Annotated in this window: 16 protein-coding genes and 1 pseudogene; 10 read left to right on the top strand and 7 right to left on the bottom strand. The window is 54.8% G+C overall.

Annotated features, from left to right (window positions below; genetic code table 11):
• The first annotated feature begins 32 nt into the window (after positions 1–32).
• From purM to ACTU44_RS09430, 4 genes are all read left to right on the top strand, one after another.
• On the top strand, positions 33–1,106 hold the full coding sequence (gene purM / locus ACTU44_RS09445) for a phosphoribosylformylglycinamidine cyclo-ligase (protein ID WP_462097284.1): 1,074 nt from the start codon (positions 33–35) through the stop codon (positions 1,104–1,106).
• On the top strand, positions 1,094–1,768 hold the full coding sequence (gene purN, locus ACTU44_RS09440; protein WP_462097283.1) for a phosphoribosylglycinamide formyltransferase: 675 nt from the start codon (positions 1,094–1,096) through the stop codon (positions 1,766–1,768). Before purM ends, purN begins: the two co-directional genes overlap by 13 nt.
• 177 nt (positions 1,769–1,945) lie before the next feature.
• A complete protein-coding gene (locus ACTU44_RS09435; RefSeq protein ID WP_147252008.1) occupies positions 1,946–2,329 on the top strand; it encodes a hypothetical protein in 384 nt (127 codons plus the stop codon).
• A 107-nt stretch (positions 2,330–2,436) separates the two neighbouring features.
• Positions 2,437–2,565, top strand: a complete 129-nt coding sequence (locus ACTU44_RS09430) for an aa3-type cytochrome c oxidase subunit IV (RefSeq protein WP_220150325.1) — start codon at positions 2,437–2,439, stop codon at positions 2,563–2,565.
• A gap of 75 nt (positions 2,566–2,640) precedes the next feature.
• On the opposite strand, the gene ACTU44_RS09425 is transcribed toward ACTU44_RS09430, so the two are convergent.
• Positions 2,641–3,186, bottom strand: coding sequence for a P-loop nucleotide/nucleoside kinase family protein (locus tag ACTU44_RS09425; RefSeq protein WP_462097282.1), 546 nt, complete (start codon positions 3,184–3,186; stop codon positions 2,641–2,643).
• Between the two features lie 347 nt (positions 3,187–3,533).
• Between ACTU44_RS09425 and ACTU44_RS09420 the strand changes: the two genes are divergently transcribed.
• Entirely contained in the window at positions 3,534–3,671 is a 138-nt protein-coding gene (locus ACTU44_RS09420; RefSeq protein ID WP_147252010.1) for an aa3-type cytochrome c oxidase subunit IV, read from the top strand.
• A gap of 91 nt (positions 3,672–3,762) precedes the next feature.
• On the opposite strand, the gene ndk is transcribed toward ACTU44_RS09420, so the two are convergent.
• Positions 3,763–4,185 carry a nucleoside-diphosphate kinase gene (ndk, locus tag ACTU44_RS09415; RefSeq protein WP_068518216.1) on the bottom strand — a complete coding sequence of 141 codons (423 nt, stop codon included), beginning with the start codon at positions 4,183–4,185 and terminating at the stop codon, positions 3,763–3,765.
• Positions 4,186–4,608: 423 nt separating this feature from the next.
• On the opposite strand from ndk, the gene ACTU44_RS09410 reads away from it, so the two are divergent.
• Positions 4,609–6,516 carry an ABC-F family ATP-binding cassette domain-containing protein gene (locus ACTU44_RS09410; RefSeq protein WP_462097281.1) on the top strand — a complete coding sequence of 636 codons (1,908 nt, stop codon included), beginning with the start codon at positions 4,609–4,611 and terminating at the stop codon, positions 6,514–6,516.
• A 180-nt stretch (positions 6,517–6,696) separates the two neighbouring features.
• A complete protein-coding gene (locus ACTU44_RS09405) occupies positions 6,697–7,743 on the top strand; it encodes a helix-turn-helix domain-containing protein (RefSeq protein WP_462097280.1) in 1,047 nt (348 codons plus the stop codon).
• A 12-nt stretch (positions 7,744–7,755) separates the two neighbouring features.
• Here the strand turns inward: ACTU44_RS09405 and ACTU44_RS09400 are convergent, their stop codons facing one another.
• Together ACTU44_RS09400 and ACTU44_RS09395 are read right to left on the bottom strand one after the other, a co-directional pair.
• Positions 7,756–9,669 (bottom strand): autotransporter family protein, encoded by a 1,914-nt coding sequence (locus ACTU44_RS09400; RefSeq protein WP_462097279.1) that lies wholly within the window; start codon positions 9,667–9,669, stop codon positions 7,756–7,758.
• Positions 9,670–9,888: 219 nt separating this feature from the next.
• Positions 9,889–11,850: a diguanylate cyclase domain-containing protein gene (locus ACTU44_RS09395; protein WP_462097278.1), complete on the bottom strand. Its 1,962-nt coding sequence runs from the start codon at positions 11,848–11,850 to the stop codon at positions 9,889–9,891.
• Between the two features lie 311 nt (positions 11,851–12,161).
• Between ACTU44_RS09395 and ACTU44_RS09390 the strand changes: the two genes are divergently transcribed.
• Positions 12,162–12,800, top strand: a complete 639-nt coding sequence (locus ACTU44_RS09390; RefSeq protein WP_114098815.1) for a LysE family translocator — start codon at positions 12,162–12,164, stop codon at positions 12,798–12,800.
• 134 nt (positions 12,801–12,934) lie between these two features.
• On the opposite strand, the gene ACTU44_RS09385 is transcribed toward ACTU44_RS09390, so the two are convergent.
• The 3 genes and pseudogenes from ACTU44_RS09385 to ACTU44_RS09375 form a co-directional block, all read right to left on the bottom strand.
• Entirely contained in the window at positions 12,935–13,735 is an 801-nt protein-coding gene (locus ACTU44_RS09385) for a MetQ/NlpA family ABC transporter substrate-binding protein (protein WP_114098816.1), read from the bottom strand.
• 57 nt (positions 13,736–13,792) lie between these two features.
• Complete coding sequence (locus ACTU44_RS09380; RefSeq protein ID WP_114098817.1) at positions 13,793–14,452, bottom strand: methionine ABC transporter permease; 660 nt, start codon at positions 14,450–14,452, stop codon at positions 13,793–13,795.
• A gap of 81 nt (positions 14,453–14,533) precedes the next feature.
• Positions 14,534–15,262 (bottom strand): annotated as a pseudogene (locus ACTU44_RS09375) (methionine ABC transporter ATP-binding protein); the annotation flags it as partial.
• A 323-nt stretch (positions 15,263–15,585) separates the two neighbouring features.
• Between ACTU44_RS09375 and ACTU44_RS09370 the strand changes: the two are divergent.
• The gene (locus ACTU44_RS09370; RefSeq protein ID WP_462097277.1) at positions 15,586–16,482 is read left to right on the top strand and encodes a hypothetical protein; all 897 of its coding nucleotides are present in this window, start codon (positions 15,586–15,588) and stop codon (positions 16,480–16,482) included.
• A 7-nt stretch (positions 16,483–16,489) separates the two neighbouring features.
• Positions 16,490–18,820 carry a protein-arginine deiminase family protein gene (locus tag ACTU44_RS09365; RefSeq protein WP_462097276.1) on the top strand — a complete coding sequence of 777 codons (2,331 nt, stop codon included), beginning with the start codon at positions 16,490–16,492 and terminating at the stop codon, positions 18,818–18,820.
• Positions 18,821–18,822: the final 2 nt, after the last annotated feature.

The following is an 18,822-nucleotide window of genomic DNA, read 5'->3' as shown; positions in this document are numbered from 1 at the left end:
TTCATGCATGCTTGATGCCAAGGATCACCAAAATGACCGCCTCCAAAGGCCTTACCTATAAGGACTCCGGTGTCGATATCGATGCCGGTAATGCCCTTGTCGATCGAATCAAACCGTTGGCCAAGGCCACCTCGCGCTCCGGTGTTTCCGGCGGGCTTGGCGGTTTCGGTGCACTTTTTGACCTGAAGGCTGCCGGTTACAACGACCCGGTTCTGGTTTCCTGCACCGACGGTGTCGGCACCAAGCTCAAGGTCGCCTTCCTTGCCGACAAGCACGACACCGTCGGTATCGACCTTGTCGCCATGAGCGTCAATGACCTTGTCGTTCAGGGCGCTGAACCGCTTCTTTTCCTTGATTACTTCGCAACCGGCAAACTGTCGGTCGATAATGCCGCCGACGTGGTTGCGGGCATCGCCGAGGGCTGCAAACAGGCTGGCTGTGCACTGATCGGTGGTGAAACCGCTGAAATGCCGGGCATGTATTCGGATGGCGAATATGATCTGGCCGGTTTTGCCGTGGGTGCCGCCGAACGCGGTGAACTTCTTGATGGCAGCAACGTTGCCGAAGGTGACGTGATCCTTGGTCTGGCATCCAGTGGCGTTCACTCGAACGGTTATTCGCTGGTCCGCAAGGTTGTCGACAAGGCAGGCCTTGGTTACAGCGACGAAGCCCCGTTTGCACCGGGTAAAACCGTTGGCGAAGCCCTTCTTGAACCGACCAAGATTTACGTCAAAAGCTGTCTGGCAGCCCACAAGGCCGGTCTGGTCAAGGCCCTTGCCCACATCACCGGTGGCGGCCTGACGGAAAACGTTCCGCGCGTTCTGCCGGAAAACCTGACGGCTGTCTTTGATGCCGGCACCTGGGAATTCCTTCCGATCTTCAAATGGCTCGCCAAAGAAGGCGGCATTCCCGCCGTCGAGATGGCACGCACCTTTAACTGCGGCATTGGCATGTGCGTTGTGGTTCCGGCTGATAAAGCAGACGAGGCCGAAGCCATCCTGCGTGAACATGGCGAAACCGTCAGCCAGATCGGTGTGATCGGCCCGCGTGCCGGTGACGGCCCGCAGGTCGTTATCAAGAACATGGGCCCCGCATGGGAAAAGTAAGCAAGCTTAAACTCGCCGTCCTGATTTCAGGCGGCGGGTCCAATTTGCAGGCTATCATTGATGCCTGCAATGCAGCTGACTACCCTGCCGAAATCGTTCTGGTTTTCTCAAACCAGCTTGACGCAGGCGGGCTTGAACGCGGCCGCAAGGCAGGCATCCGTGCCGAAGCCATCCCGCACAAGGGCTATCCCGGCGGGCGCGAAGCCTATGACGCGGCGGTCAGCACCCTGATCGAGGAAAGCGGTGCGGATCTTGTGGTGCTTGCCGGATATCTGCGACTGGTCAGTGAAAGCTTTGTCACCCGCTGGAAAGACAGGCTGATCAATATTCACCCGTCGCTTCTGCCAAGCTTCAAGGGCCTGCATGTTCATCAGGCTGCCCTTGATGCCGGGGTCAAATTTGCCGGATGCACCGTGCATTATGTTGTCCCCGAAGTCGATAGCGGCCCGATCATCGCCCAGGCAGTCGTCCCTGTTCTCCCCGGCGATGATGCGGGCAAACTCGCCCAGCGCATCCTTAAACAGGAACACCGCATCTACCCGCAGGTCATCCGCTGGATCGCCGAAGGCCGCGTCTCGGTCAATGACAAGGGCATCGTGACGGTTGCCGACGCCCCGCAGGCCGATTTTGCTGAAATCAACCCAGCACTCGAGCCCGGATGAAAGAACCTTTGGCGCTGGCTGCGCAGGTTTCTGAACGCATAAAAGGCGGGACATACCATATGTCCCGCCTTTTTCTTGGCCTGCTGCCAGATCCGCAAACCGGGGTCATAATCTTTGCGCATTCTGATGCTGTTATGGGATCAACGAATACCACCACCGCCACGGAAAACCGATACCATGATGCGCAAGCTCTCCGGACTGATCATCCCCTTCGCCCTTTTGGCCATGCTCACCAGTCCTGCGATGGCCGATTCCGATCCAGATCTGGACTCCTACAAGGCCGATATGCAAACGGGTGAAAAATCCTGGCGGGCACAAAAATGCGCTGTCTATCAGGAAACCCGGGATGAAATGCTTGATGAAATTCCGCGCGGCGCACTCAGCCCCGAATTTGCCAAGGCCGAGGAAGACTATATCGAGAATGGCTGTGCCGGGCGAGCCTATGCCTGCCCGAAATCCAAGACAGAGCTCGACTACGCCAACGAGATGTCACTTGCGATGATGAGCCACGGGCTCACCGGTACCTTCCTGCCTTATGGTTGTCGCAACGATGGTCAATGAGCCAGTGTGACCTTGGTCAAAGGGATGATATTTATGGTTAATCTTGGGCTTGCCTCACCTCAACCCAGCAGATATAAATTTGAAAAATTCAAACCTAGGAGGCAATCTTGCAGGGTAACGACTACGAACTTACCGACACCCATGTCGCGATTTATGACGGTTTCACCAGCTTCGTGAAATGGTCGACCATTTCGGTTATCGCCATTCTGGTCCTGATGGCCATTTTCCTGCTGTGATCTGCCTTTGGCATTGATCTGATTGCATCAAGCCGGAATTTAAAAAGCTGCCATTCTCTGGCAGCTTTTTTGTTTTCAGATCGTATCTGTCACATAAGTGACGACATCAAAGCCCTCGTGAATGGCTGGTGGTTGAAAAGCCGCACAAATCTGGTGGAACTGGGTGTCACTGGCCGCAAACTGATGCGTTCCCGTCCGGTTGCGTGCCCGCAGGCGCTGCTTGCAGACATCTTCATCCAGATCAAGAAAATGCAACTTGTGACCGGCACCGGCATCTTCGTATATCTGCCGCATCCAGCCGCGCAAGGTCACGGTATTGGCCGGAAAATCAAGCACCACGGAAATCCCCGACATCAGCAACATGCTGACATGCGGGCCCATGACGGTGCGAAGTTTCCCTGAAACACGGATATAATCGGCAACAGAGGTCATCTGATCGCCAAACAAGGCCGAAAGCCATTCATCCTCGGCAATCAGAACTGTTCGGGGTTTTCGCGCCAGTTCTGCGGCAAGCGTGGATTTTCCGGCGGCGATCTTTCCGCATAACATATGCAGCACGGGGGCTGGTTCGGCTGGCTCGGCTGGTTGACGTCGATCTTGATGCGATGGCGCAGGCTGCATTTAAATCTCCCTTGTTCAAAAATACCGGGAGACAGCCACAAAAAACCCGCCTCGCCGGCGGGTGGGTTTCATTTGGTCAAAACGTCGCTACCCCGCCATCCTGTGAATGACGGTAAAAATTCGTGCAGATGCATTGGTTACAACATTTTCCATACCGGCATCATTGCATGGGGACCCTGCCTTGTCCACAACGTTGCGGCGCACAAAACGATCCGTGAACAAAAGATATTCACCCACAGGTTAAATATCGCTAAGATTTGTCTGTTGTCTTGATTGATAGCCGGGGTACCCCCGAAATCCGAAACAATCGGACCCAGCAATTGGGCCCAGAAATTGGGGAGGAAACAATGCAAGGAAGCGACTACGACGTCGAACTGGTCAAGGTCCATGAAACGGGCTGGCACAACTGGACCAAGTTCGTTCTCTGGAGCATTATCTCCATTGCTGTTTTGCTGCTTTTGATGGCGGCTTTCCTGATAGATTGATCTCTCATTCCAGAACGCAGGCACAAAAAAACGCCCCGCAATCTGCGGGGCGTTTTCTTTACCGGATGAACCGGAATTCTGTATTCCAAGCTTAGCCGACGATCTCGGTCTGAGCGAAGAAGTAAGCAATTTCGATTGCAGCGTTTTCGAGCGAGTCCGAACCATGGACCGAGTTCGCTTCGATGGATTCTGCAAACTGCTTACGGATGGTGCCCTCTTCGGCGTTTGCCGGGTTGGTTGCACCCATAACTTCGCGGTAGGTCGCGACAGCGTTTTCGCCTTCCAGAACCTGGACGACGACCGGGCCGGAGACCATGAAGTCTACGAGCTCACCGAAGAACGAACGTTCTTTGTGAACTGCATAGAAACCTTCAGCCTGAGCGCGGGTCAGTGCGACGCGCTTCTGTGCGACAATGCGCAGGCCAGCTTCTTCGATGACGGCATTGATTTTGCCAGTCAGGTTGCGGCGCGTTGCGTCCGGCTTGATGATCGAAAGAGTGCGTTCGACAGCCATTGGTTTCACCTAGCTTTTTAAAATTTCGTTACCCCCCAAGAGGGCTTCCAAAAGGGCCTGCGGAACATAAAGGAGCCATAGATTAGAGCTCCCTTATCATCCACAGACCCAAAGGTTGGCGCTATATAAACGGGCTTGAAGCGCAACGCAACAGATAGTTCTGCCCGCGCAATACAGACCTGCAGTAGCTGCATTGACCTCAAAACCATCACGAAAATGCGCAAAAACGCATAAAACTGCGATTCTTCCGATGGTTATAACCTTGCTGTTTCCGGTGATTTTCCACGGGTTACAGTTTCAAGAAACCTTGCTTCAAACGGCACTCTGCCCTATTGAAAGCACAGAAATCCTTGCGATTCCCCCGACCACTGGCGGGAATGCTCGGGAAAACCGGATTACACGATCAAGAGAACGACCGATAAAATGCTGCAAATTACCGATCTCACCTATCGTATTGGTGGCCGCGTCATTCTTGACCAGGTTTCCCTGACCATTCCCGATGGCCATAAAGTCGGCCTGATTGGTCGCAATGGTGCTGGCAAATCCACCCTGCTCAAGCTGATCTCGGGCGAACTGGCAACCGATGGTGGCGACATTGTCCTGTCAAAGCGTGCCCGCATGGGCGTGGTTTCACAGGAAGCTCCTGCTGGCAGCCGGTCCCTTCTTGATACTGTTCTTGCCGCGGATACCGAACGCGCAAGCCTGCTTGACGAGGCCGAAACAGCCACCGATCCCCATCGCATTGCTGAAATCCACACCCGCCTTGCCGATATTGATGCCCACACCGCCGAAGCGCGTGCTGCATCGATCCTTTCGGGCCTTGGCTTTGACGCCGAGGCTCAGCAACGCGCCTGTGATGACTTTTCCGGTGGCTGGCGCATGCGTGTGGCCCTGGCGGCGACCCTGTTCCTGCGTCCTGATCTGCTGCTGCTTGACGAGCCGACCAACCACCTTGATCTTGAAGCCACCATCTGGCTTGAAAACTATCTGATCAACTATCCCGGCACGATCATCCTGATCAGTCACGATCGCGATCTTTTGAACCGCGTGGTCAAAACCATTGCCCATCTGCATGATGGCACGGTGACGCTCTATGGCGGCAATTACGACAAATTCGCCAAGACGCGCCGCGAACAGATGGAACTGGCCTCCAAGCATTATGAAAAACAGATCGCCCAGCAAAAGCATCTGCAATCCTTCATCGACCGCTTCCGCGCCAAGGCCAGCAAGGCCAAACAGGCGCAAAGCCGTGTCAAAATGCTTGAAAAAATGGGCCCGGCCATTCCGGTGGTCGAGGATCGCGGTATTTCCTTTGACTTCCCGAGCCCCAAGGAACTGCCGCCGCCCCTGATCAATATCCATAATGGTGAAGTCGGCTATGAGCCGGGCAAACCGGTTCTGCGCAATATCAGCCTGCGCATTGATATGGATGACCGCATCGCCCTTCTTGGCGCCAATGGCAATGGTAAATCAACACTGGCCAAACTGCTGTCGGACCGGCTTGAACTGACTGACGGCGAAAAGACATCCTCGAACAAATTGCGCATCGGGTATTTTGCCCAGCACCAGACAGATGAACTCCGCGGCGATGAAACGCCTTATCAGCATATGGCATCCCTGATGCCCGATGTGATCGAAAGCAAGGTCCGCGCCCAGCTCGGCCGTTTTGCCTTCGAAGGCGCGAAGGGCGACACCAAGGTCAAGGACCTGTCTGGTGGTGAAAAGGCACGTTTGCTGTTTGCGCTCATGACGCTTGATGCCCCGCATATGCTGATCCTTGACGAACCAACCAACCATCTTGATATCGACAGCCGCGATGCGCTCAACCATGCGCTCAATGCCTATGAAGGTGCGGTCATCATCATCAGCCACGATCCCTATCTGATCGAGGCCTGTGCGGATCGTCTGGTTTTGGTGGCGGACGGCACGGTCACATCGTTTGACGGCGACGTTGCCGAATACCGCCAGTATCTTCTGGATCGTGCGCGCATGGAACGCCGTGCCAACAAGAACGGCGGCGAAGACGGAAACGGCAATGGCAAGCCCGCCAAACGCGACCGCAAGGCAGAACGCCAACAGGCCGCCGAAAAACGCAAGGTAGCAGCCCCCATAAAGCGCGAAGTCGAAAAGCTTGAAAAGCAGATGGAAAAGCTTTCCGAACGCAAAGCCGGCATCGAAGAAAAAATGGCCGACCCGACCCTTTACGAAGACGCCAACGCGCAAAAACTGGCCGACATCCAAAAGGAACTCGGCCAGATCGAAAACGAGCTTGCCATGGTCGAACAGAAATGGCTCGACAAGCAGGAAGAGTATGAGGCGATGGTGGCCTGAAAAAGGCAGAACCACCAGGATATTGGGCCCACACCACCCTTAGAAAGCTTCTAATGGCGCTTGTCTAAAGCGATGTGACGAAATATAAATTAGCTGCAATCATCAACCTTCGGTTAATTTAAAAACGGGTGAGGGACATCGTTTTGGCCCACCTGCTTGCCTTACCCGCAATGTGAAAGAATGTTCAGATTGTCCGAAACGGCACAGGTTCCGATATCGCATTTTGACACGGCCAGTATCGAGCCAGATCATCGCTTTGATGCCTGGCAAGAAAATATCGGCGTCTTTTTCGATCTTGCCATGCCCGATGGCGGGAAGCAGTCAACGAATGTTCATGCAAAAATCGATGTCTGCAATCTCGGCGACGCCGTTTTTGGTGTAACCAGATCACAAGCCCAGCGATTCACGCGCAATACCCGCCGGGTGATACAGGATGATATGGATCACATTCTGGTTCAGCTTTTCCTCAAGGGCAGCGGTGTTACCAAAGACAACGAGCATATCGTTGCAGGCGACATGCTGATCATTGATCTTGATCAGCCCCATGACATGATCAACAGCGATTTTGAAAACCTGACCCTTGTCCTCCCACGGGACAAGCGACCGGAAGTTTCAGACCGGTTATCGGCACTGCATGGCAGGAAACTGCCATCAAACAATCCCCTGGTCAGCTTCATCGGCAACAGCTTTTTAAATCTTTGGCAAAGCATTCCCGACATGACAATCAGTCAGGCGGACAGCGCGGTGCAGGGTACCCTTGATCTGATGCAGGGATGCCTGCTGCGCAAGGGGCTTTTTCCCGATGAATACGATGTGCCCGCCTCGACCGCTTTAACCCGGATCATCTACCGCTATATCGACAACAACCTGTCCGAAAACATCACTCCGGCATTGCTCGCCCAGACCTTTCGAATGTCACGGTCGCAGATTTACCGCATCTTCGCCCCCCATGGCGGTGTCGCGACTTATTTGTGGGACCGCCGTTTGCAGCGCAGCCTGCATTTGCTGTCACAGCCCCGCTTCAGCCACAAGAATATTGGCACCATCGCCTTTGAATGCGGATTTAACAGTGAATCCCATTTCAGCCGGGCCTTCCGCGCCAAATTCAACGCCGCACCAAGTCAGGTCCGCGCCGAAGCCCTCGATGCTTACATACGCAACCGGGACACTTCCCCGTCATCCCCCAGTTATGCCGCAGGGTTGCCGCACTGGGTGCGGCAACTTTAACGCCCCCTGCTCCTAGAACCGGTATTCCAGCCCAAGATACCCGCTGATGGACCGTTCCTCGTTTGTGGCAGCGCCCATTTCCATATCGGCGACAAAGGTCATGCGCCGGTCAATGTCATAGCGCATGTTGCCCCCGACATACCCCCCACGCGATGACGTATCCCCTGTTCCCTGATAGCGTGTCATCGGTCCGTTCCTCAGGCCGACATCAACGCTGTCGCGCCCGAAATAGCTGTATTTCATCCCGCCACGCAATTCGATTTCGCCAAGCCCGTCGGCAATATCCTGCCGGGCGGCCAGTTGCAGACGACCATTGATCACATCCACCCCGTGCCCCTTGACGGTCAGGTTCGATGATGTCGTGCCGGTTTCACTATATTCCCCGTAATAGCCATAGGTGTAATTCACCTCCGCGGACGGACGCAGCTCTATGCCCCCGGCAAGATCAATCGACCGGATCAGCGCCAGGGAGGGGCTGATATAGACACTGTTGTAATCCGATTGGGCTGTTTCCTCGCCCTTCAGGTTATCGACCACAAGACGTTCATCCTGATGGTGCTGGTATCCGACAACCACCGCCCCGTCGAGGGCCCATTTCCCGAAAACATATTCCCCGTATCCGCCGATGAACACACCGTTGCTGTCACTTTCAACCGATGCCTCGTCGGTTTTCATGCCCGCAACCGATGCTCCGCCAAACAGGCCGATGCTGTGATCATCAATCGGCTTTTCATATCCGGCAATCACCCCGCCAACCCGGCTTGAATAGGCCAAGGCCGCCCCGTCATCGCCACGTTGAAGGTAACTGCCAAAAACCTGCCCCCATGCAAACGGCATTTCTTCGACAAACAGCATGCCGGGCTCCAGCTCATCGGCGGCGACCACAATCAGGTCCGGCTTGTTCGACCGTGCCAGTTGCTGGCTGACAGCCTGATGAATGCCCACTGTGGTTGACCCCAATGCCGCCCGGTTGGCCGCAAGGCCCGTGGGATCAACAATCGCCACTGTCGAACCGCTTTGCACGGCCAGTCCGTCGCCCCCCGACGATGGATTGATTGTTCCGGCATTGGTAAAGGTCAATGTTGAAGACCGGCCGCCCCCCGACGCATCGATATTGATCACGCTGGTTGCACCCCCCGGATCAATGGTCCCGACAATCGTCGCGCCTGCATTGATATTAATGATGCCACCGGTGCTTGTGAAACGAATCGCTTCTGTCGCACTCCCGGTCGCCATAATCGTTCCGCTGACCGTGACTGTCGTATTCGCACCCGTACTGATAATGCCCCGGGCACTGGCCGCCGACACATTGACGATCCCGGTATCAGTAACAGTAATTTTATTGTTGCTACCTGATAGGTCAATGCCGGAACCACCGGTCGAGGTGATTGAGCCACTATTGATACCAGTGCCGTTTGAGATATCGAAAGACATCCCGTTACCGGCTGAGGAAATTGTCCCAGTGTTGATAAGCGTGATGTTGGTTCCGACGGTGGTCCGGAGGCCGAAGGCATTCGCGCCAGTTGTTGTAATTGACCCGTTATTGATCACCGTACTGCCGGTTCCTTGCGCAACCATCCCGGACCCAAACGCGGCGGTTGTTGAAATACTGCCGTTATTTGTAAACCGGGCATTGGTTGACGTCGCACCACCATTGATTGCCGAGTTTGTTGATGAAATCGTGCCATTATTCGTCACCGTCACGCCATCGCCCGCAACACTGATCGACGTCCCCGCTGCAACATTAAGAACCCCGCCCGCCTCGATCAATCCGGTTTCCCCGGCCGTCAGCGATTTGGCCGTTGTGTCGGTAACACCACTGGAAATCGTGAAATCCGCCGCCTGAATTGCTGTTCCCGACAACAAGGCCACACCAAACGTCGCAAGACCTAATCCCCGACGCTGCCCCCAAAAACCCATCGCCATTTTTCCCCCAACGACAGACATTCAATGTCAGAAGAATACACATGTCCCCATCAACAGTTTTGATTGAGCATCCCAAAACTCTGTCACCAGTGTTCCAGCCTGCTGATTTTGATAATCATGGTATCCGGCATTTCGAACTTCTGATCTGCTCCGGTTAAGGGTACAAAAAAACGCCCAGTCATGGTTACAAGACCGGGCGTTTGGGGTTGGCTTTTTGTGTTACTTCAGGGCACTGGCCAGATCACCACTCTTGGATTTTCTGATCCGCTTGTTCTGGTACATTTTTTCATCTGCCAGTCCCAGCAGCGCGACCGTTTCCTTGCAATCTGTCGGGAAAATCGCGATCCCGACACTTGCACCAACGGTAATGCTCAGCGCATCAATCTCGATCGGGCGCTGGATGGATGCTGCAATTTTCTGAGCGACCCATTCGGCTTCTTCGCGCCCGTTCACGTCATCGGCAATCACCGCGAACTCATCCCCGCCAAGACGTGCGACCGTATCGCCCTGACGGATTGTATTCTTGATCCGCTCGCCAACCTTGCGCAGGACCTGATCGCCGATTTCATGGCCATAACGATCATTGACCGGCTTGAAGCCATCAAGATCGATATAGAGAAGCCCGACCGAATGCCCTTCATTCTCGGAATGACCACACGAGACTTCAAGACGGTCCTCGAACAAAAGCCGGTTCGGAAGCCCGGTCAGCGCGTCATGATTGGCCTGACGCCACAATTCCTGGGCGTTTTCCATATGGCGCGAGATATCAAGTCCCATCTCGACAAAATTGACATCCGATGTTGTGGGGTCGGTAATCGCGCTGACCACCACATTTGAATAGAAGAAATCCCCGCCCTTGCGACGGTTGCGCACTTCGCCTTCCCAGATGCCATTGGCGCGCGCCGACATCAGGATATCGTCGAGCGCTTCGGCATTTTCGCGCTGGGCACGCAGGAAGGAAAGCGGTTTGCCGACCGCCTCGTTGGGCAAATAACCCGTCATTGCCGTAAAGCCCGGATTGACCTTAAGGATGATGCCATTCTCATCGGCGACGACCACACTGTTCTTTGAGGCCCGCAGCACCTGTTCGGACAGGCGGGCATCAAAACTGGCAATAATCTGGTTCTGGCGAGTCCAGGCATAGGCGGCACTGCCCACCGCAATCAGCAAAAGAAAGGCTGCTGAAACGATGATCAGTGTGTCGCGCTCGGGCGAAAGAAGCTGGTTTAACGTATCGGTGGGCAGCCGGGCACCGACATAAAGGTTCAAACGGCTGCTTTTTTCGTCGTCACTGCCAAAAATAACCGCCAGCGAACGCAACGAATTGCGTGCCAAAAACAGGTCGGAAACATCAAGACGCTGTACCGAATAAAATCCGCTATCAACCCGGAAACTTTGCAGGCCAAGCTGCATGTTCTCCCACGCCTTCGGATAACGGTCGCCGATGCTTGATGGTTTGCCGGTCAGTTCCTCCGACCAGTTTTCCCCCTCCTCGCCGCCAAGCATCCAGCCACCATCGTCATCAAGGACAAAGGGCTCTGCGCCATCAAGGCGCAAGGCATCGACGACCTCGTTAAAGATCGGAGCCGCACGCAGGTTCAGAACCATGACACCGTGGCGCTCGCCAAACTTGTCAAACACCGGTGCAGACAACCGGACCACAGGCTTGATCGGTTTTTCGATCTGTCCGAATTCCTCGTTCAGATCAACGCCCGAAATATAGATCGTCCCGCGCGGTGCATTTCTTGCCATCCGGAAATAGGAGCGGTTGCTTTTGTCCTGAAGCTCGCGCATCGGCACGGAAAATGGGATGCCGCTGCCATAATTGACGCGCACAACTTCAATACCGTCATTATCAAGCAGGCGAATCTGGTCATAGAGACCGCGGCGCAGGGAAAAAACCGCAAACTCGTCCGCAAGTTCCGTCAGGTTTGATGTGCCCGCAACAACCGCGTCAATCTGCTTGCTTTCAGACAGGATCAAAAGATCGGAAATAACAATTTCAATACGTTCCCGCAGGACCGAGATCGACTTCTCAAGAGCATAGCGCTGGTCATCGGCAATGGCCTTTTCCCGGACAGAGCTTCCCTCCCATGCCAGAAATCCGACAATGCTCAGAAAGACGGCGGACAGCGGTGCGAAACACACCATAAATGACTTCACATGGCCCAGTTTGATCATCGCCTTCCTGCTTCTGTCAGTCGCACATTGCGCAAGCCGCCAAAGCCTGCCCACACCCAAGGCACCCTATTCTCAAGTATGACACCTGCAAATAATACCCGAAGAACAGACTTTCGCACACAAATTGTCCCGCCCCGTGAAATGTTCTTTTGGTTCAACATCTAATATAAGCAACCCTACATTACAATGGTTCCAGATTATTCCCGCCAGAAGGATCATCATGCGACCGACATTCCTGACATGATCCTGTCAGGAGCGCCCTGCTAGCTTCCGGGTGACAAACTTTTACGAACCCCGATGCAAGGCGTGCCATGACCTATGTTGAAAATCTCTGGCTATTTTTCGTTCTGCTTTCGGGCATCATTATCGTGCCCGGAATGGATATGTTTTTTGTCATCGCCAATGCCCTGACCGGCGGGCGGCGTGCCGGTCTTTCGGCAACGGTCGGTATCATGCTTGGCGGGGTGTATCACACCCTGCTTGGCGCAATCGGCATCAGCGCCCTTCTGGCCATTGCCCCCTGGCTTTTGAATGTGATGCTGTTTGCCGGGGCGGCCTATATGGTCTGGATCGGGGTTACCCTGATCCGAAGTGCGATCACCGTCGGGGCGATCCGGGCGGCAAAACCATCATCACTGTGGATCGCCTTTCGTCAGGGCATGATCACCTGCATGCTCAATCCCAAGGCCTATCTGTTTATCTTTGCGGTCTATCCGCAATTCATCCGCCCGCAATATGGCCCGCTTTGGTCACAGGCGCTGGTGATGGGGATCATGACGGCTGCGGTTCAGCTTGCCGTTTATGGCGCGCTTGCCCTTGCTGCCGGAACCAGCCGCAATCTGATCACGGGCAACCCGGTCGCCACCATCTTTATCGGGCGGGCGGCAGGATTGCTGTTTATCGGGGTTGCCCTTCTGACCGCATGGCACGGCATGGTCACACTTGATTGATGACTGTACGTTGAGGGTTGAGGGTTGCGGATTGAGGCCAAGCTCGATCCCCGACAATCAGGAACCCGAAATGAAAATCGCCCGCGGACCGGAAGGCACGCGGGCGATTAACTTAAATTGAATAATCAGGCTGATTATTCAGAAATTTTAAAGACCGGAAGAACCGAACCTTCGTATTTGGTTTCGATGAACTCGCGGATTTTGTCATCGTGATAGGCCTCAACCAGCGTCTTGACCCAGGCCGCATCCTTGTCCTGGGTGCGGGTGACGATCACGTTGGCATAGGGGCTGTCATTGCCTTCAATCGCAATTGAATCCTTGATCGGGTTCAGACCGGCTTCAAGCGCATAGTTGGTGTTGATTGCCGAGGCATCAAGATCAGCCAGCGAACGCGGCAGCTGTGCAGCATCAAGCTCGACAAAGCTGATGTTTTTCGGGTTCTCGATGATATCAAGCGGGCTGACAACCAGACCGGCTGCCGGATCAACCTTGATCAGGCCCTGTGCCTGCAGCACCAGAAGCGCACGACCACCATTGGTCGGATCGTTCGGAATGCCGATTTCCGCACCGTCTTTAAGCTCGTCGAGGCTTTTGATCTTGTCGGAATAGATGCCCATCGGGGTCAGGATGTTATAGCCGACCACTGCCAGATCATAACCACGATCCTTGATCTGGTTATCAAGATACGGCTTGTGCTGGAAGCTGTTGGCCTGCAGATCGCCATCATCCAGCGCCTGGTTCGGAATGACATAATCCGAGAAGCTGACGATTTCGATATCAAGACCCTTGGTCGCCGCAACCTTGACGACTTCTTCCATGACCTCTTCATGCGCACCCGGGGTGACGCCGATTTTGATTTTTTCGTTGGCAAGTGCCTGACCGGTCAGGGCCGATGCCAGAACGGCCGCAGCCGTCAGTTTAAGCAGAAACCGCATTGTAAAACTCCTTGTTTTAGCTGGTTCTTTGCGGGAATTTCAAAATATGAGGATTGCTCATATATTACGTTTATCAGCCTTGCGCGCCATCCAGTCGCCAGAGCTTTGAACAGCCTGCACCACAACAATCAGGGTGATCACAACAGCCGCCATCACGTCGGGGCGGAAGCGTTGATAGCCATAGCGAATGCCAAGATCGCCCAGCCCACCGGCACCAACGGCACCGACCATGGCCGAATAGCCGATCAGGGTCACCGCAGTCAGGGTCAGGCCATGAATGATGCCGGGCAATGCTTCGGGCAGCAGAACCTTGGTCACAACCTGAACCGGGCGTGCGCCCATGGCTTGGGCGGCTTCGATCAGGCCGCTATCGACTTCACGAATGGCACCTTCGATGATTCGCGCAATGAACGGGATCGCCGCCACGGTCAGCGGCACAATCGCCGCGGACGTACCAATTGACGTTCCGACAATCAGGCGGGTGAACGGAATGATCGCCACGGCCAGAATGATAAAGGGAACCGAACGGGTCGCATTGACAATCGGGCCAAAGATACGCTGGAACCAAAGCGCTTCAAACAGTTCGCCACGTCCGGATGTGGCCAGAAGCACACCAAGCGGCAGGCCCATCGAGGTGCCCAGCGTCAAGGCAGCAGCAACCATGTAAAGGGTTTCCCCGGTCGCCTGAAGCAAGATCGGTGCGAGTGTCGAAAACATGAATTAACCCTCCTGCCCGTTAGATTGGTCGCTGGACTGGTTACTGGACTGGCCGGCGCGGAATTCGACGAATTCATCGGCCAGAAGCGATTTGGTGGTGTCGTGAACCGGATTGGCGAAAATGCCGTCAACCAGCCCCTCTTCGACAATCACACCGCCATCCATGACCGCAACACGATCACACAGCGCCTTGACCACCGCCATTTCATGGGTGATCACCACCATGGTCAGACCAAGACGTTTATTGATGTCTTTAAGCAGATTAAGGATCTGGCGGGTGGTTTCCGGATCAAGGGCCGAGGTCACCTCGTCACACAAAAGAACCTTGGGGCTCGATGACAGGGCGCGCGCAATACCGACACGCTGTTTCTGACCACCGGACAATTCCGCCGGATAGCGATCCCGCTTTTCTTCCAGTCCGACCAGCGGCAAAAGCGGATTTACCGCCTCGGCGATTTCGGCCTTGCTGGCACCGGCCAGTTCAAGCGGAAGCGCGATATTGTCATAGACCGTGCGCGACGACAGCAGATTGAAATGCTGAAACACCATGCCAAGCTGGCGACGGAACAACGGAAGATCACGCTTGGAAAGCTTGGTCACGTCCGTACCATCCACAACCACGGAGCCCGAGGTCGGCGTTTCAAGCAGATTGATACAACGGATCAGGGTAGATTTACCGGCACCGGAACGGCCAATGACACCAACAATCTCGCCTGCTGCAATATCAAGATCGATACCGCGCAGCGCTGTATGTTCTTCACTGCCACGCCGGGCAGCATAAGTCTTCTGGACGTTCGAGAGCCTGATCATGGACCCCAACCTTTCCGTAGATACAAAAAAACCGCCGCGGCTTAACCGAGGCGGTCGTACATACGGAGCATATACGCCCTCTCGCTTTAGCCGCATTTTTATCGCGCCCGCAAGCTGAGGAGCAAATCGGCGCGTTCGATTGCTCTTGTGTACCTGACTGGACGCCGTTCATCAATGGCAATGATCATGCATTTTACGCATAGCTTTCATGAAGTTGAAATATACAACACAAATATTTTGTTCAAAATGTCCCGCCGGTCGGCATTCACAAACCCGCTGCTGTCCCGTCTAGGGATGGTCAATATCAAAGCGGGATTGGACAGATGGCCTATGCCGACCGGATCAATGACCTTGCCAGAACACTGGCCCAGTACCCGACCGTCGTGACGGTCACGGGCAACAAGGTGGATGTCCGTACCAAGACACAGCTTTCCACCCTGTCATCGGAAACGGCGTCGCTTGAAAAGCTAGCCGCCGAAGGTGATGTGGCGATTGCCAGCGGCAAATGCCCCGATGCCGCAAATCTTGCATCCAGACTGTCCTCCGGCGCCGGTCAGATATCGGCGACCCTGTCGGCCTTTAGCGCGCAGGACGCCGAACGCCTGAAATCCATGAGCATCTTTAGCAAACAGAAATTCGATGCCAGTGCCGCAACACGCTATCAGGCCGAGAAACGCTTTGCTGATGAAATAGCAAAACTTCTGACCCAAGAATCCCAGGCAGTCGGTGCCCTGCAAGGTGGCAGCGGCGTCAAACCCGATCCCAAGCCACAGCCTCAGCCGCAACCAACACCGGTCCCGACGCCAGTTCCGACCCCAGTTCCGACCCCAACGCCAACTCCGACGCCAGCACCGGCCCCCTCGCCCGTGCCGTCCTTGCAGGATGTCGTCGCATCTCTGCCCGGATACTTGCAGATCACCATTCCCGATGCGGTCGCGGGCTACGACGCCGACAGTCTGGCGAACGCCAGCAAAGCCGCCGGGGATGCCGCGATCAAGCTTGGCGCGAAAACCCCCGACGGGATCACTGATTATGCGACGGCGCAATTCACAGGTGGCCCGGACGTCTTCAGCCAGCCTTGGGCCAGCGCGATCCTGAAAGATACCGGTCTTGGCACCATTGATGACCGGATTGCGGTTTTAAACAACGCACTTCAGGCACGGCAACTGATTGCCGATGCGTTGCACGAACCCCCATCCCACGAACCTAGCAGCCGCTGAGGACGCCATGGCAAATTACACCGTCCAGCTGACCGCCCCCGCCGGAGTTTACCCGTTTAACACAGTACGTGTTTCATTTACTTGCGTGGGCCAGCCACAACAAATCCAGAATGTCGTCCTGACGCCGAATGTCGCGGTTTCGCGTGTATTCAACATCGCAAACGGTACATGGGATCTTGAGATTTCCGGTGCCGGTTTCGTGCCTGTCAACGAACAGAACATTGTTGTGAATGGTGATGCCGTCAATGCGAAGAATCTCGATGTTGTCTGGTATACGCTTCATACTGATCGCAATCGCGATGGCAATCTGGATGATGCCGGTCTCCTTAATCAGGTAACACCGGGGGCAATCACCTATGGCACCGCCGGTGTGGGCGCGATCATTCCGGTCAACTGCAATCGTGACGGCAACAATACCGCTGCCGGATACACGGATAATCAGGATCAGCGGGTCAATGGCAACAATGACCTTGTCACCGGCACATCCCGCCTTGAAATCCGGCGAAATGCCCTTGGCCCGAATGCAGGTGCCCCGGCTATTCCGGTGGGCTGGAGCTTGCTGTTAAGCGTGATCGGAACCCTTGGCGAAAACCCTGCCCAACAGCATTTGCGGATTTTCGACGGCATCCTGAATAACAGCGCCGAAATCATTGGCCCCGAAACGACCCACAGCGTCCCGATCACCACCGTCACTGTCGGTGCGTCCAAACTCTATGCAGTTGAAGCCGTCCGGTTTGCGGGCACAGGATTTACATCCGGGCAAATCCGCATCGCCCTAAACGTGATCCAGCAGGAAGTCACAGGCAATGGCAATCCCACCTATCTCTTTGCAGACCGGGTTGTCGTTGCGCGCTGGATCGGCAATCATCATCGTCAAACTGTTTCGCAGATTTATGTTGTCGATGCCAATAATGCCAACTTTCAAGCGGCCCTTGGCGTTCCCGTCGCCAACGAAAACCCGCCCTATGCCCTGACATTGGCCACACCGGGCACGTCCGCACTCACACACGTTCCCTATCTGAACGGCAATGCCTGGCAGAATTTCATTGCTGCGGGAAGAATCGCGAGGCCCGGCATCAGCAGGGATCGCTGGATGCGCGATACCATTGTCTCAGGTCACAGTGTCTGGCCAGGAAACGGAGCAGGTGTTCAAAGCAAGGACACCTTCATGAAAGCTCATCGCTGGCGGTCATTGCAGAACTGGATTTACCAAACGCTGATCAGCCAGAATGTAGGGCTGTATTACCCTGCGGCAGGGAGTGCTGATGGCATTAATGATGGCAATTCCGGGGGTAATATTGCCGTTACGCCCCCCGTGCAGAAAACGGTGAACGGCGCGACAACCTATTACCGATATGGACGGATCTATTTCGGCAACAATGTCCAGAGCACCGTGGATCAAAGCAGCAGAGACTTCTTTGATGCGCAGAACATGCAGCCGCCAATCACACTGAACACTGACTGGTTGGCGGTTGGTCATGTGGACGAGATGATGACATTCGTTCCGGACGACAACCCGGCCAATGCCTTCAAGAAATGGAAACTGCTGATCGCAAGTCCGGCAACGGCCTATGGCATTCTGCGCAATAACCGCAATGCACATGGCAACGCACCACTTCTTGCGCGCCCACCACATTCGCCGGGCAATGCGACCCCAAACTTTGCGGGGCTTAGTATCGGCAACGCCATAGATGCGACAGGTACGATCACCGACTTTCTCGGCAACGGGCAGGCCCCAACAAGCTGGCAGGATATCAATACCGGAAACCTGCAAAACTACACATACAAACAACTCAGAGACTGGAATATCTATGGTATTGAAAATCTGATCAATCAGAACATCCGTCGATTAAAGGCAGCGTTCGATCTGACGGACAATGATATCATCAAGGTGCCCGTAATCTTCATTCCAGTGCATCAGATCAATGGTAACTTCACAATTTCCGACAAGATCAGCTTCTGGACAATTGGCGCAGATAATGGCTTCAATATTTATCCGGGTCGAGAATGCGGTTTCCGCAGTGGCGCCATGACCGGGGATATGGTCAATATGTTCGTCGGGAACGACAAACTCATGATTCCCAAGCCTTTTGGTCCCTGGATTGTCGACAACACAATGCCCAATAACGGTCATGATCTGTTTGAGGACGATATCAGACAGAAGATCGCGGCAATTCAGAACGGTCCGGAATGCGTCTTTATTGATGATTGGGACGACTACCATGTCGCGCATGGCGAGATTCACTGCGGCACAAATGAACTTCGCGCCCCCTATGACGGCCAGACGGCCTTTGGCAATGCGCGCTATGCAAACTGGTGGACGGCGGTCGATGCCTGATA

It is taken from the genome of Thalassospira sp. SM2505, assembly GCF_054901115.1.
The sequence above is the reverse complement of the archived record's forward strand: the minus strand, read 5'-3'. Positions and strand labels throughout refer to the sequence as shown.

Excerpts from the sequence above, each read along its gene's own strand:
- purM (WP_462097284.1), top strand. The coding sequence starts at position 33 with ATGACCGCCTCCAAAGGCCTTACCTATAAGGACTCCGGTGTCGATATC.
- purN (WP_462097283.1), top strand. The coding sequence starts at position 1,094 with ATGGGAAAAGTAAGCAAGCTTAAACTCGCCGTCCTGATTTCAGGCGGC.
- ACTU44_RS09435 (WP_147252008.1), top strand. The coding sequence starts at position 1,946 with ATGATGCGCAAGCTCTCCGGACTGATCATCCCCTTCGCCCTTTTGGCC.
- ACTU44_RS09425 (WP_462097282.1), bottom strand. The coding sequence starts at position 3,186 with ATGCAGCCTGCGCCATCGCATCAAGATCGACGTCAACCAGCCGAGCCA.
- ACTU44_RS09420 (WP_147252010.1), top strand. The coding sequence starts at position 3,534 with ATGCAAGGAAGCGACTACGACGTCGAACTGGTCAAGGTCCATGAAACG.
- ndk (WP_068518216.1), bottom strand. The coding sequence starts at position 4,185 with ATGGCTGTCGAACGCACTCTTTCGATCATCAAGCCGGACGCAACGCGC.
- ACTU44_RS09410 (WP_462097281.1), top strand. The coding sequence starts at position 4,609 with ATGCTGCAAATTACCGATCTCACCTATCGTATTGGTGGCCGCGTCATT.
- ACTU44_RS09405 (WP_462097280.1), top strand. The coding sequence starts at position 6,697 with ATGTTCAGATTGTCCGAAACGGCACAGGTTCCGATATCGCATTTTGAC.
- ACTU44_RS09400 (WP_462097279.1), bottom strand. The coding sequence starts at position 9,669 with ATGGCGATGGGTTTTTGGGGGCAGCGTCGGGGATTAGGTCTTGCGACG.
- ACTU44_RS09395 (WP_462097278.1), bottom strand. The coding sequence starts at position 11,850 with ATGATCAAACTGGGCCATGTGAAGTCATTTATGGTGTGTTTCGCACCG.
- ACTU44_RS09390 (WP_114098815.1), top strand. The coding sequence starts at position 12,162 with ATGACCTATGTTGAAAATCTCTGGCTATTTTTCGTTCTGCTTTCGGGC.
- ACTU44_RS09385 (WP_114098816.1), bottom strand. The coding sequence starts at position 13,735 with ATGCGGTTTCTGCTTAAACTGACGGCTGCGGCCGTTCTGGCATCGGCC.
- ACTU44_RS09380 (WP_114098817.1), bottom strand. The coding sequence starts at position 14,452 with ATGTTTTCGACACTCGCACCGATCTTGCTTCAGGCGACCGGGGAAACC.
- ACTU44_RS09370 (WP_462097277.1), top strand. The coding sequence starts at position 15,586 with ATGGCCTATGCCGACCGGATCAATGACCTTGCCAGAACACTGGCCCAG.
- ACTU44_RS09365 (WP_462097276.1), top strand. The coding sequence starts at position 16,490 with ATGGCAAATTACACCGTCCAGCTGACCGCCCCCGCCGGAGTTTACCCG.